At 35.9% G+C, this 14,477-nt stretch carries 12 protein-coding genes; 11 read left to right on the plus strand and 1 reads right to left on the minus strand.

Annotated features, from left to right (window positions below; genetic code table 11):
- The first annotated feature begins 26 nt into the window (after positions 1–26).
- From EMTOL_RS15575 to EMTOL_RS15615, 9 genes are all read left to right on the plus strand, one after another.
- Positions 27–638, plus strand: a complete 612-nt coding sequence (locus tag EMTOL_RS15575; protein WP_015030266.1) for a 4-carboxy-4-hydroxy-2-oxoadipate aldolase/oxaloacetate decarboxylase — start codon at positions 27–29, stop codon at positions 636–638.
- A gap of 21 nt (positions 639–659) precedes the next feature.
- Complete coding sequence (locus EMTOL_RS15580; RefSeq protein ID WP_015030267.1) at positions 660–1,442, plus strand: NAD(P)-dependent oxidoreductase; 783 nt, start codon at positions 660–662, stop codon at positions 1,440–1,442.
- Between the two features lie 61 nt (positions 1,443–1,503).
- Positions 1,504–2,619 (plus strand): 4-oxalomesaconate tautomerase, encoded by a 1,116-nt coding sequence (locus EMTOL_RS15585; RefSeq protein WP_015030268.1) that lies wholly within the window; start codon positions 1,504–1,506, stop codon positions 2,617–2,619.
- Between the two features lie 123 nt (positions 2,620–2,742).
- Positions 2,743–3,561 (plus strand): DUF4405 domain-containing protein, encoded by an 819-nt coding sequence (locus EMTOL_RS21895; protein ID WP_015030269.1) that lies wholly within the window; start codon positions 2,743–2,745, stop codon positions 3,559–3,561.
- An 84-nt stretch (positions 3,562–3,645) separates the two neighbouring features.
- Positions 3,646–4,809 (plus strand): DUF819 family protein, encoded by a 1,164-nt coding sequence (locus EMTOL_RS15595; RefSeq protein ID WP_015030270.1) that lies wholly within the window; start codon positions 3,646–3,648, stop codon positions 4,807–4,809.
- Positions 4,810–4,907: 98 nt separating this feature from the next.
- Positions 4,908–5,864 (plus strand): isopenicillin N synthase family dioxygenase, encoded by a 957-nt coding sequence (locus EMTOL_RS15600; RefSeq protein WP_015030271.1) that lies wholly within the window; start codon positions 4,908–4,910, stop codon positions 5,862–5,864.
- A gap of 116 nt (positions 5,865–5,980) precedes the next feature.
- Positions 5,981–7,162: a chromate efflux transporter gene (chrA, locus tag EMTOL_RS15605; protein WP_015030272.1), complete on the plus strand. Its 1,182-nt coding sequence runs from the start codon at positions 5,981–5,983 to the stop codon at positions 7,160–7,162.
- A gap of 216 nt (positions 7,163–7,378) precedes the next feature.
- Complete coding sequence (locus EMTOL_RS15610) at positions 7,379–9,241, plus strand: putative porin (protein WP_015030273.1); 1,863 nt, start codon at positions 7,379–7,381, stop codon at positions 9,239–9,241.
- Positions 9,242–9,245: 4 nt separating this feature from the next.
- Complete coding sequence (locus EMTOL_RS15615) at positions 9,246–10,187, plus strand: formylglycine-generating enzyme family protein (protein ID WP_015030274.1); 942 nt, start codon at positions 9,246–9,248, stop codon at positions 10,185–10,187.
- A gap of 1 nt (position 10,188) precedes the next feature.
- Here the strand turns inward: EMTOL_RS15615 and EMTOL_RS15620 are convergent, their stop codons facing one another.
- On the minus strand, positions 10,189–10,557 hold the full coding sequence (locus EMTOL_RS15620) for a VOC family protein (protein WP_015030275.1): 369 nt from the start codon (positions 10,555–10,557) through the stop codon (positions 10,189–10,191).
- A 157-nt stretch (positions 10,558–10,714) separates the two neighbouring features.
- Here EMTOL_RS15620 and nuoL point away from each other — a divergent pair, with 157 nt between their 5' ends.
- Together nuoL and EMTOL_RS15630 are read left to right on the plus strand one after the other, a co-directional pair.
- The gene (gene nuoL / locus EMTOL_RS15625) at positions 10,715–12,790 is read left to right on the plus strand and encodes an NADH-quinone oxidoreductase subunit L (RefSeq protein WP_015030276.1); all 2,076 of its coding nucleotides are present in this window, start codon (positions 10,715–10,717) and stop codon (positions 12,788–12,790) included.
- 74 nt (positions 12,791–12,864) lie between these two features.
- Entirely contained in the window at positions 12,865–14,442 is a 1,578-nt protein-coding gene (locus EMTOL_RS15630; protein WP_015030277.1) for a complex I subunit 4 family protein, read from the plus strand.
- The last annotated feature ends 35 nt before the right edge of the window (positions 14,443–14,477 follow it).

The raw sequence follows: 14,477 nt of genomic DNA on the forward strand, positions 1-14,477 counted from the left end.
AAACAACCAATAATTTATTTTCAGGGATGTATAAAGAACTCTCGAAATTTTCAACTGCTACTATCTGTGAAGCACTTGGAAACAAAGGCTATTTACCTTCAGCGATTAAACCAATTGCGAAAAATATGAAAGTATGCGGCCCTGCCTATACCATTCAAACCATGCCTCGTGATAATGTTTTATTACACCGTGCCTATGCTTATGCACAAGCTGGAGATGTTTTGATTGCCAATTGTTCGGGTTTTTATGAAGCTGGTTATTGGGGAGATTTAATGAGCCTTGGTGCTCAAACAAAAGGTATAAATGGGTTAGTTATTGATGCTTGTGTAAGAGATGCAGATGATATTGAGGCGATGGGTTTTTCTGTTTTTTCGAGGGGTTTATGTGTCAGAGGTACATCAAATCATGGAGATGGGACGCTCAATGAACCAATTGTCATTGGAGAAGTATTGATTCATCCTGGCGATATAGTTGTTGGAGACCGTGATGGAGTAGTTGTAGTTCCTCAAAATAAAATTGAAGAAAGCATCGAAAAAGCAATGGCTCGTGAGGCTAAAGAAGAACGTACGCGTTCGGAGTTAAGGAAAGGTAAGGTTTCGATTGATATTTATGGTTGGAGAGAAAAATATGGTTGGTAATAAGTTAATTGAAAACGAATAATGAAGAATGAAAAATTAACAATTGCACTTCTTGGTCTTGGAGAAGCGGGAAGTCATTTCGCCAATGATTTAGTAAAATTAGGCATAAAAGTAGTAGGTTTCGACCCTAATCCAATTAGAAAATTAGATGAATTAATAGAAATAAAGAAAAGCAATGCTGAAGCCGTTATTGGAGCAGATGTTATTTTTAGTGCAAATCTTTCATCGGTTTCGATACAAATTGCTGAAGAATTGGTTAGCTCTTTGAATCCGCATCAGTTTTTCTGTGAAATGAATACCTCTGGGCCTGAAAAAAAACAAAAAATTGCTGAAGTTTTAAAGCCCTCTGGAGTTAAATTTATTGATTTAGCAATTATGGCTCCAGTTCCACCCAAAGGAATGTTTACGCCATTATTAGCATCTGGTGAGTATGCCACTGAATTTTTGGATAAAATTAAAAATCTTAATCTTGATTTAAAAGTCTTAGAAAATAGTCTGATTGGCGATGCTGCCACTCGAAAATTATTACGCTCGATTGTATATAAAGGAATCGCCGCTGTTGTTTGCGAGGCAATGGAAGCAGGTGAGGCTTTTGGAATGGAAGCTTACATTAGAGGTCAAATTAGTTCACTTATTGGAGGAAATGACGAATTAATCGACCGCTTTGTAGAAGGAAGTAAAACTCACGCCATTCGTAGAATGTATGAAATGGAAGCTGTAATTGAAATGCTTGAAGCAAAGGGGATTGAACCAATCGTAACGCGAGGAACTAGAAATAATTTAGAAAAATTAAGTAATCATTAGTTTTTGCGAATATCTACTCTTGTAATTCTGTATAATTTTCATTCAAAAAATAAATAATTACATGAAAATTCCATTTTATCAAATTAGAGGAGGAAGTTCAAAAGGCTTGTTTTTCAAAGCTGAAGATTTGCCCAAAGATGAGCAAGAAAGAAATAAGATGCTGCTTTTGGCGATGGAAGGCACAACTGAAGGAGATGCTCGTCAAATTGATGGACTTGGGGGAGCTACTTCTCTGACCAGTAAAGTGGCAATAATCAGCAGGTCGCAGAATCCAGATTGTGATTTAGATTATGATTTCGTGCAGGTGGTAGTAGGAAAAGGCAAGGTTTCAACAACTCAAACTTGTGGAAATATTTTAGCAGGAATCGTACATTTTGCCATCGAAACAGGTATAATTGAAGCAAAAAGTCCAACCACTTCTGCTAAAATAAATATTCTAAATACGGGTGGCATCTGCGAGGTAGTGGTTCAAACACCAAATGGAATTATAGAAACCAAAGGAGATACCAAGGTAGATGGCGTTCCCGGAAGTTCTGCACCAATTATCTGTAATTATCTTGATACAGTTGGTTCTACTTGTGGGGCACTACTTCCAACTGGAAATGCTGTCAATGTAATTGAAAGTATAGAAACTACATGCATTGATAATGGAATGCCAATAGTAATTATGCGTGCATCTGATTTGGGTTTAATCGGAAATGAAAGCAAAGAAATCTTAGAAGGGAATATTCAATTAAAGCAAAAAATTGAAGCAATTAGGCTAAAAGCTGGCCAATTGATGAATTTAGGAGATGTAAAAGACCAATCCATTCCTAAAATGTGCTTGGTTTCACCACCTGAATCTGGAGGCATAATTAACACAAGAATGTTTATTCCACATGTTGTGCACGAAGCTATTGGTGTTTTAGCAGCGGTTTCCGTTGCCACAGCTTGTATAATTCCCGAGTCAATTTGTAATGAGTTTATAAAGGACGATTTACGATTTACAAATAAGAATACCGAAACTCACTCGGCATTGAGTATAGAACATCCATCGGGAGAGTTTACGGTAAATCTTGAATATGAACTATCTATTTCAGATGGACTAACATCAAAATCAAATATTAAAATTCTTAAGTCTGGTGTAATTCGTACCGCTCGGATTTTGAGTAGGGGCGAGGTTTATTTACCCATATAAGTATTTGATTATAGTTTATTCAGTACTATTTATCTAATAATGCAGTTAAATAGTCGATTGAGATTTTTCGATTCACCCTTATTTTTTTACATTTATGCAAACAATTAAAATTCTTTTACCTAAATGAAGAAAAAAAATCTTATTAGCCTAACCATTGCCTTTGCATTTTTGGCACTTTCAATCACTGGTATCTTATTGTATATCAAGCAAAAAGCTCATGCAGTAGAAATGACCCATACAATTTTTGGTCTTTTATTTGTGGGTTTTGCCATCTTTCACATTGTTAATAACTGGTCATCAATTACTGGTTATTCAAAAGAACGTAAAAGCGGCAAATTCCAAAAAGAACTCTGGGTTGCTGGTGGAATTTTCTTGGTGCTTTTGGTAGGCGGGGCAACCGAAGTTTTGGAGCCAATTGCTGAAGGTGGACGAATTTTTGCTGGAAAGCGACCTCCACGTGCAACACAACTTTCTTTTAATGAGGTAGTTACAAATAAAGATGCTCAAGGTAAGCCATTGAGTATTCTAATTGAAAAAGATGGAAAAGCCGAACTTCCTGTTGTGGCAGTTTGGGTAGAAGATTCAGCAAGAAATTTTGTTGAAAACCTATTTGTGCCAGCAAAAGTGGCAGCTATGCCAGAAGATGAAGAAGAAGCTCGTGAAGGACACTTCGATATTTCTGATTTTAAATCAGAAAATTTGGCAACTTGGGCAGGAAAAGCTAAATCAAAAACACCAAATTTTGAACAAGAAACACCTCACGATAACTTTATTTTAAAAACAAATACTTCTGCTAAGGGGAGTTTTTATGTAGTGATGGAAGTTAAGAGTGGTGCCAAAAATGAAATATACGAGGCTGCCATTGACCCATCTAAAGCTGAAGTTTTGAAGCTAAAATCGAAAGATGGTTCATTGATAAAGAGTGCAATCGTAACGCTCTAAGATTTTGATGATAAATAAGAAAATGAGATTTACCAAAATCTCATTTCTTTTTTATATTCAATCGACCCTAAACCTACACTTAAAATGTTTACTGATTCACTTTCGATTTTGGCAGTTTTATGCCTTAATATTGTTATTTCCGAGTGGGTTTGTCAGAAACCCTTTTTTCGTCATGTAGGAACGGGGTTGATGGTGATTATTCTCACGGCAATTATTGCAAACATAGGTATAATTCCTGCTTCTACTCCAGCTTCTCCACTCTACGAAGGTATTTTTACATATATTGCTCCATTATCCATATTCTTAATGCTACTGGGTGTTAATCTAAACAGTTTGAAGAAAGCTGGAAGACCAATGCTTATAATGTTTCTAATTGGTTCGGTAGCCACTATGATTGGTGCAGTGGTTGCTATGACTTTAGTCAGTGGCAAAACTAAAATAGGGGAATTATTTTACGCCATTGGGGGTATGTATACAGGAACTTATATTGGAGGTAGCATTAATTTCAATGCAGTGGCATTGCATTATGGTGTTTCTCAACAAGGAGGACTTTTTTCAGCGGCAACAGTTGCCGATAATATTATTTCTGCTATTTGGGTAATCGCTACGTTGGTCTTCCCGATGATTTTAAACAAAAAATTTCCAAGAAAGAAATTAATGGAAGTTAATGAGGAAACTCAAAATGCTACGCAACATTATTCTTCTGACATTGAAAGTGTGAGACCTTTTGATTTAGCTTTTTTACTAGCTATTAGTTTCATGGGTATTCGTGTTTCTGCTTGGTTAAGTACCCAAGTTCCACAAATTCCAACGGTTATTTGGTTAACTACAATTGCTTTACTTTTAGCTCAAATTCCTGCTATAAATAAACTGAAAGGACATAAATTAATGGGTTTATTAGGTGTCTATTTATTCTTGGCAGTTATTGGAGCGTATTGCGATGTGCCTGCTCTCCTAAAAGATGGGGAATTGGCAATGGTGCTTCTCTTATTTGTGAGTATCCTCGCCATTGTACACGGTATAATTATCTACGGCTTAGGTGCATTATTAAAACAAGATTGGGATATCATTTCGATTGCTTCACAGGCAAATGTTGGCGGTTCGGCATCTGCTATGGCACTTTCACGAAGTTTAGACCGTACAGATTTAACCTTACCTGGTATTTTAGTGGGTGCTTTAGGAAATGCCACAGGCACTTATTGGGGAATATTGATTGCTGAATTGATGCGAAATTCTAGTATTTTTTAATTATAAAACTAAGTAAAAATACACATTTATTAATTCTGAGTCTGGTCATTTCTCACAATCAATGATTTTCTTTAATTTTGCGAAAAAATCTTCATCTAATGGAACAAACACTTCTTGACTCAATTCCGTCACTTGATTTAGCGGAATTTACATCAGGCGACCCCGTACGTAAAGATAAGTTCGTGCAAGACTTGGGGGCGGCTTTTAATACGATTGGTTTTGTAGCAATTAAAAATCATGGATTATCTGACGAACTTCGTGAGAAATTATATGCAGCAGTTCAAAAATTCTTTTATCAAGCCGATGAATTTAAAACTAAATATGAGTTTCCAGAGCTTTTAGGCCAGCGTGGATATGTGGGTAAAGGTAAGGAAACAGCCAAAGGTTTTACTAAGCCAGATTTGAAAGAGTTTTTTCATGTTGGGCAGCCAATAGCAGAAGGAGATATGCCATCAAATATATTTCCAACTGAAGTACCAGAATTCGAGAAGTACACTGTAGAAGTTTATAAAACTTTTGAAAACACGGGTAAGACACTACTTCGTGCCATTGCTTTATACTTAAATTTACCAGAAGATTACTTTGAAGATAAAGTAAGAAATGGCGATAGTATTTTACGAGCACTACATTATTTCCCAATCGAAAATCCAGATGCAATTCCCGAAGGGGCAGTGCGTGCCGCAGCTCACGGAGATATCAACTTGATTACGCTTTTAATGGGTGCGTCGGCTGAAGGTTTAGAGGTTTTACGTTTAGATGGTAAGTGGATTCCAGTTACTGCTTTACCTGAACAAATTATTATTAATGTTGGTGATATGCTTGATAGACTTACTAACCATAAGTTGAAATCAACCATTCACCGTGTAGTGAATCCTCCAAGAGAGAAAATGAAAACTTCTCGTTTCTCAATTCCATTTTTTATGCACCCAAGAGGTGATATGGATTTAACTTGCTTGGATTCATGCGTTGATGCCGAAAATCCACGTCGTTATGAAAATATGACTGCTGGAGAATTTTTAGCTGAACGTTTACGTGAATTAGGCTTCAAGAAATAGTTATTGCAAAGTCAATTTGAAGTTCTTCAAATTGACTTTGTTCAAGTAGTTTTGCTATTTTTAATCCACCATTCTCTGTGAATTAAATCACTAAGAATTTTGAAAGAATTTAAATTATGACCAAAACACGTCAGATTCGTTACATCATTTTCTTGAAAGACGTACTGATACTCGCACTCACTTGCTTTGGTGGGCCGCAAGTACACCTGACGATGTTTTTGGATAGACTTGTTCGTAAACATAATTATATTTCTGAGGCCGAAATACTTGAACTTCAAGCACTTTGTCAAGTATTGCCGGGCCCAACTTCTACCCAAACTATCACTGCTATCGGTTTTCGTTTAGGAGGGCCAAGTTTAGCTTATCTTACTTTATTAGTCTGGGTTTTACCTGGAACTATACTCATGACCCTAGCAGCTTTGGGGGTCTCATTTGTTGGTGAAGCAAATCTAATTAATATCACGAGATTCATAAAACCAATGGGTGTTGCATTTATTATTTTTGCAACCTATGCCATCGGCTCAAAGGTAATAAAGACCAAAACAAGTGTTGTTTTAATGCTTTTCGCAGCAATAGCCGCTTATATTTTCCATTCACCCTATATTACTCCAATTTGGATTTTACTAGGAGGACTAGCTACTTCTTTGAAGTTTGGTCAGCAAGAAAAGATGGAAAAGCAGCCAATAAAAATTGAGTGGGGAAACTTCTTTATTTGGTTAGGCGTATTATTGTTTGCAGTTGTTTTGGGTAAGCTAACTCATTCATTACCAATAAGACTGTTTGAGAATTTTTATAGAAATGGAAGCTTAGCTTTTGGTGGTGGGCACATACTTAAGCCTTTACTCTACAATGAGTTTGTTGAATTTAAGCATTATTTATCACCAGATGAATTTCTTTCGGGTGTTGCATTAGTAGAGGTTGCCCCAGGGCCAGTTTTTTCAATTTCTGCTTTTGTAGGAGCATTATCGATGCGAAATTGGGGCATGGGGGGTGAGATTTTAGGAAGTGCTATGGCTACACTTGGGATTTTTTTGCCGGGGATATTTCTTATATTTTTTGTAATTAGATTTTGGGAACAGCTTAAAAAATATCGTGGAATTAGAGCATCTCTTGAAGGTATTAACGCTGCATCTACTGGCTTAACTGCCGCCGCCGCATTGTCATTATTCCAACCTATGGCTACCGATGTAGTTGCCAACCTAACAGTAATTTTTACCTTGATTTTACTACAAACTAGATTAGTACCAACTTATTTAATCATTCTCGGAGGATTATTTTTAGGTTGGGTAATTGCTTGATTGATTTAGGTACTAATTAGTCAATTAATGATTTTCAGATCCTGATTTGGATTGATTCTCGAGCATTTTTTATAATCTTTAAGAAGAATTAACGATTCTTTCTTAACTTCTCTTTCAAAGATTTACTGTAAATTGCGTTATCATTTGTGTAGAATAAGCTTTTCTGCTCGAGAAAGGCATTTGTACAAAGCTATTTTTAAGCTAGAGAATATTTAGATGAAGCAAAAGTATATAATTTTAACATTCTTACTATCAGTAATATACGGATTTTCCTACGCCCAAATTTTAGATGATTCTACCAAGCAAGTGTATGGAGTAAAAACAGTTCGTTATATGCTTGAAGATGATATTCTTAATAATCGCAAAACCTTCTATAATCCTGATACTTCCCTAACAAATTTTCATTTATTTGATTTTTCACTGCAAAGTGGGTTATTGTATCAAGATTTAGGAAATGTTGGAACTGCCATCAAACCATTGTTTTTTTTGCCTTCAACAGATGTTGCTAAAAATTTAGGTTATAATGCTTATGCTCCTTACGCATTTGATGTTCGAAAAACTACCTATTTTAATACTAAATCGCCTTATACAAATGTGCACTATGTTCAATCTGGTGGCGGAACAGGTATTATGCACTTTATCCACTCGCAAAACATAAAGCCACGCCTTAATGCTACACTTGATGTGAGGCGTTTGGCGGCGTCGAAACAGTACGGTGCACCACAGACAAGAGAAGAGCGTTCTGTTGATAGTTGGGCAGCTTTATTTCATAGTAATTATGAATCAAAAGATGGTAAATATATTATTTTAGGAAGTTACAACCATTTTAATCACGCCCCTTTGGAGCAAGGAGGTATTAAGCCATTATCGGATACTGTAAATTTTGTAGCGGAGAATAGTTTAGGAAATTATCGTGATTATTTATCGAAACGTACAGGGGCTGCTTCAAGAGATTGGCGAAACGAATGGCATATTTACCATCAATATAAGCTTAGTAATGGCTTCCAAGTTTATCATACTTTAGATTATCAGAAACGCCGTGATTTATATACCGATGTAAAATTTGGGTCAGATTCTGCCGCTAGTACAAGCTATTACCATCTTTCGCCTAAAAGTTCAAAAGATACCCTCTCAATGGATGTTAGGTACCGCTTGTTAGAAAATAAATTTGGAATCAAAGGAATCTACAAGGGCTTTGCATATCGCCTATATTTTCGTCAACGTTTCTATAATTTAAAATCAGATTTTGGAGATGATTTTCGTTTAAAATTAAAATCTGAAACTTTACTTGGCGGGTGGGCTAATTACTTTTTTCCTGATAGTGTTCGCCGAGCTTATGCTGAAACAGAGTTTGGTACGAATGGAAATCTCCGATTGCAGGCCGAATATCTAAGCCCAATGATAAAACTAAGCTTTTTGCAGCTTTCTTCTCCAGCAAATATTTTGGATGAATATTTTGTAAGTGCTGCTTACCGTAGAAACACTTCATTGAAAAATGTTTTTTCAAACAATATTGGAGCAACCACTACCATATTATCAGGTAGATGGACATTTACGCCGAGTGCTAATTATTCCCTAATTAAAAACTATATTTATTATAACCAGCAGGCACAGGCTACACAAACTTCCGTGCCAATTAGTATTTTTAGAGTTGGTTTAGGTTTAAATTATCAGTGGAAGAAGTGGTCAATCTCAAACCAATCATATTTTGTTGCTAACTCAGAAGAGCAATTTATAAGAATGCCAAGGTTTACCAATAATACGCAAATTGCTTACACATTTTTATATGCAAAGACATTGCTTATCAGTACGGGGCTTGAGATTTATTATAGAACAGCCTATAAAGCTGATAACTTTATGCCACTCAATCGCCAGTTTTACCTACAAGACCAGCAGTTGGTTTGGGGCACTCCTGTGGCAGATGCTTTTGCAGATTTAAAGATTAAAAAGGTAAAACTTTTCTTTAAATTTGCTCACGTGAATCAAGGTTTTCCACTTAATGGATATTATGTAAGTTCTACTTACCCAGGTTTAAGAAGAACGTTCTACTTAGGCGTAAATTGGCCTCTTTTTGATTAATCCAATGAAGAAACTGAGCTTATACATTTCATTATTTCTTGCTTTAAATGCTTGTAAATCAGCCGAAAATGATGCTAATTTTTATGAGTTTTCATCAACTGTGAAAATCCTAAAAGAAGCTCCGAAAGAACTCGTGAAGCAAGAATTGCCAAAGAATTTGCAAGTGCCAGCAGGTATGGTTTACGTACCAGGTGGATACACACAAATTGGTGTAACTGATGGTATGTCCTTCGAAAAACCTATGTTTTGGGTAGAGGTAAAACCTTTTTTTATGGATATTTCTCCCGTAACCGTAGCTCAGTTTCGTGAATTTGTGAAAGCAACCAAATATGTGACTTATGCAGAACGTTTTGGTGATGGTGGATTTTTTGATGTTGAGGCAAAAGGATGGACTTTAAAGAAAGGGGCAAATTGGGAATACCCACAAGGTAAAGACCAACCTAAAGCTCCTGATAATCATCCAGTTACACAAGTGTCTTGGTATGATGCAGTTGCTTACGCCAAATGGGCTGGTAAGCGGCTCCCTTCTGAAATTGAGTGGGAACATGCTGCTCGAAACGGAACAAATGACCGTACGCTATATCCATTCGGGAATGACATCGAAAAAAATGGAAAAGCTCTTGCAAATACTTGGAATGGTGTTTTTCCTGACTATAATAAAAATACGGATGGATTTTTCTACACTTCACCTGTTGGTTATTTTGGCAAAACCAAACTTGGTTTAACAGATATGACTGGAAATGTGTGGCAGTGGTGCGATAATTGGAAAATTAGTTATGAAGATATTAACCAAGGGAAAATGCCTACTGATACCCTCGAAAAGGTTGAAAAAGGAGGTTCTTTTCTTTGTGAACCGGGTTGGTGCCATGGATACAGAGTTTCGGGACGCTCGTTTACCTCGCCCGAAACCTCGCTTATGCATGTGGGTTTTCGCTGTGTAAAATAAATTAGACTATAAAATGAGGGTTATAGATAATTCCCAAAATATTGTTCCAAGGGTCTTTTACAGTTGCAACCACAATACCGTCTCCAACATCAGTTGGTTCTTCGTTCATTGTAGCTCCTGCATTTAGCAGTTGTTGATAAGTTTCATACACATCGTTTACTCCCCAATATGTACTTACTCCTTCTCCTTTTGCTTGGTTTTCTTCTTCAGGTTGAAGGCCTAATTCATAGCCCCCCACATTAAAACCAACGTAAAATACTTCATCAAAATAAGGCGAAATACCTAATACTTGGCTATACCACATCTTTGCAGCATATATATCTGAAACTTTATAAATGGAGGTTCTTAATCCTAAAAATGGCTTTTTCATACTATTATGGTAGGATAAATAGAGATATCTAACAAAAGTAATCTTTTTTGTAAATAGTTAATCTAACATTTACTTGTTTTTCTTTTATAAAAAACGGCTTCATTTTTGCATTATCGACCATAAGGTTGGATATTTGCAAAAAAAGAACCATTATTGGATGTCTGCAGAATTAGTCATTTTACTCAATATATTGTTTTACTTATTCGGTTTTTCGTTTTGTATGTACCAACGGAATAAACTGAGTGAACAATCCATTGGTTTTCTTTCAATTATTATCAATTTTATTGGTGTCTTGTTTTCGATGGGTATTCGTTTGAGTGATATTTCGGGCGATGTCATTTCATATCCATGGTTTTATATTAGCGACAAGCTTTTCACAATTGATATTCTCCTCAATGACCTAACATTTTTGATGTACTTTGTTGTACAATTTATCGCCTTATGGGTACAGGTTTTTTCCTTTAAATACATGAAAGGCGACCCGAGTTTTGGTAGATACTATGCCTATTTGAATTTGTTTATTTTGGCGATGATTGGTATCGTAATTTCGGGAAACTTGTTTATGATTTTTATGTTTTGGGAGTTGGTTGGCCTGTGTTCTTATCTTTTGGTAGGTTTTTGGTATGAGAAAAAATCAGCTACAAATGCTGCAATGAAGGCATTTTTAGTGAATAGGGTGGGAGACGTAGGCTTTTTTATTGGAATTTTATTGGTTTATAGATACTTTGGAACACTTGATATTTCTGTAATTGCAGCAAAGGCTCAAGTGATGGCTTCGGCTTCGCTTAATAGTCCAATAATCACAACTATTGGCGTGTTACTATTTTTGGGGTGTGTTGCTAAATCAGCTCAATTACCATTAAATATTTGGTTGCCTGATGCCATGGAAGGGCCTACTCCAGTTTCAGCCTTGATTCATGCTGCTACAATGGTTGCTGCTGGTATTTTCTTGATGGCTAGAATTCAACCTATTCTTTCGCAGGATGCATTGCTAGTCATGACCATTGTAGGCACACTTACGATGTTTTTTGGTGCAGCTTCTGCATTAATTCAATATGATATAAAGAAATTACTGGCCTTCTCAACAATTTCTCAACTAGGCTTAATGGTTGTTGGTATTGGAGTAGGAGCGGTCAATACCGCACTTTTTCACTTAGTTACTCATGCTTTTTTTAAAGCAGGGTTATTTCTTTCTGCGGGAGCCGTGATTCACCACATGCACCACGAGCAAGATATGCGTAAGATGGGAGATTTACGAAGAGAAATTCCGATTATTTATTATACATATACTATTTGTGCAGCCGCTTTGGCAGGTATTCCATTCTTTTCTGGATTTCTTTCAAAAGATGCCATTGTTGTTGCTGCATTTGAGTGGGCATCTCACCAACCTAAACAGGCATTTTTCATCATACCAGCCATTTGTTTAGTGGTTGCGGCTATGAGTGCCTATTACATGATGCGTCAAGTATTTTTGGTGTTTTTTGAAAGAGAAGAAAACCCACTCGAATTGATTTCATCAAGTGCCAAAAGTATTTATAAAGGTGTTGTAAAAAGCATTGAAGGAATTGTAAATGTAGAAGATGATGAAGAACGTGTAGAGGCCGAACGACGCCACGCTGAAGAGGACTCTTTAATGGATTTTCTTTCTAAGATAGGTCCAATGGAATTATCTTCTATCGTGATGGCGATTGCTTCATTTGGATTCATATTCTCTATTAACCCCTTTTCTGCGGAAAGTAGTTGGTTTTTCAAAACATTTGAGCACGAATCTCATAGTTATCATTGGGTTGCTTATATTGCTATTTTAGTGTCATTGAGTGGTGTTTTATTAGGTTATATTTTCACGAAAGAAGAAGTCAATAGAATTGATAATGAACAAAGTGAACCTAAAGGAGACATAGCAAGATTTATTTTTAAGAATTATTATTTAAGTGAATTATATCAATGGCTTTTAGTAAGACCAATGATTTGGATAAGTCCGAAAATTAATACTTTTGATAGGGTTGTCATTGATGGATTTGTCAATTCAGTTGGTACGTTTACAGTAGCTTGGTCGAATTTGACCCATTGGTTTGAAAAAAATGTGATTGATTATTTCGTAAACTTAGTAGCAAGTACAACTAGCAAAGTTGGCTCTTATACTAGACAAATACAAAATGGGAAAGCACAAACTTATATTATAACCATTTTTATTTTTGTGATTATTGTAATGCTTATTTTATTGGTAGGTTAAGGTTAGCCATTAATGTGATGGCTAAACCTATTAAATTAATTGTTATTAGTCAATTGACTATCGTCTAAATAGATATGAATAACTTTTTACTTTCAACACTCATTTTTTTGCCAATTCTTGGTTCAGCAATGGTGTTGTTGTTGCCTAGTAGTTACCGTGATTCATTTAAGTGGATTTCGGTTATTGTCAATGTAATTAATCTACTTAATATTATCACGCTATACAATAACTTTGATAGACAAGTTTCTGATTATCAATTTATTGAACAGCATGAGTGGATTCGAATGAGTTTAGGAAATTTAGGTGTTTTGTCCATTGATTATCTATTGGGAGTTGATGGCATAAACATGCCCATGATTCTGCTTTCGGGAATTGTCTTATTAATTGGTTCAATTTCTTCATTTACCATCAATTATCGTCATAAGGCTTATCATTCATTATATTTATTGTTATCAGGAAGTATCATCGGCTGCTTTGCCGCATTAGATTTCTTCTTATTCTTTTTATTCTTTGAATTTATGCTATTACCCATGTATTTCTTGATTGGAATATGGGGAGGCGAACGAAGAGAATATGCGGCAATAAAGTTTTTTATTTACACCTTAGTAGGTTCAATTTTTATTTTGATAGTCATGATTGGCTTATCAATGTCTGTGCAGGACTCATTTTTTTCACGAGAGATAGGAGGTACAATACATACTTTTGATTTCCGACAATTAGTAGATTTCAATAATTATATTCCGAATAGTCTTTTACATCCAATAGAAAAACAAACAATATTAGGGGTTCCTGCTCGCCTTTTTGCCTTTGTTTTATTAATTATTGGTTTTGGCATTAAGTTACCTTCGGTTCCTTTTCATACATGGTTACCTGATGCCCACGTAGAAGCACCAACGCCAGTTTCGGTAGTTTTAGCGGGGGTTTTATTAAAGGTCGGTGCTTATGGTTTTATTAGAATTGCTTACGGATTTTTCCCAGATATCGCTTATCAATTTACCTATATAATCGCAGGGGCTGGCATTATTTCAATTATTTATGGGGCTTATAATGCACTTGCTCAAGCTGACCTCAAAAAAATGATTGCCTATTCCTCAATTTCGCACATGGGTTTTGTCTTATTAGGTTTAGCTTCATTGACTGTTGAGGGGGTAAATGGAACGGTTTATCAAATGTTTGGTCATGGATTGGTTTCGGCTATGTTATTCCTCGTTGCGGGGGTCATATACGACCGAACGCATAATCGCCTTATTGAAAATTTCAGAGGTCTATCAAGTGCAATGCCTTATTTTACTTTGGCTGTTACGGTGGCTTTCTTTGGGGCATTAGGTTTGCCTACATTACCAGGTTTTATTGGTGAATTTTTTACAATAATGGGTGGTTTTCAATCAACTATTTTACCAGATTGGTCGGCAATGCTTGCTATGATTGGAATCGTTCTTTCAGCAGGATATTTCTTGTGGACCATGCAAAAAATGTTTTTTGGTACTTTTTGGGCCAATCGTGGACAGGAAGAAAATATGAAAGACCTTGATTTACGTGAAATAATAATGCTATATTCTTTGGCACTACTCTCGATTATTTTTGGAATATTTCCAAACTTAATTTTTGATATTTCAGGTGAATCTGTGAAGCATTTTTTACAAGCATTTTAAACTAGCTCATAACCTAAATTTTGGAAGTTCCCGAA

Source organism: Emticicia oligotrophica DSM 17448 (assembly GCF_000263195.1).
Taxonomy (GTDB): Bacteria; Bacteroidota; Bacteroidia; order Cytophagales; family Spirosomataceae; genus Emticicia; species Emticicia oligotrophica.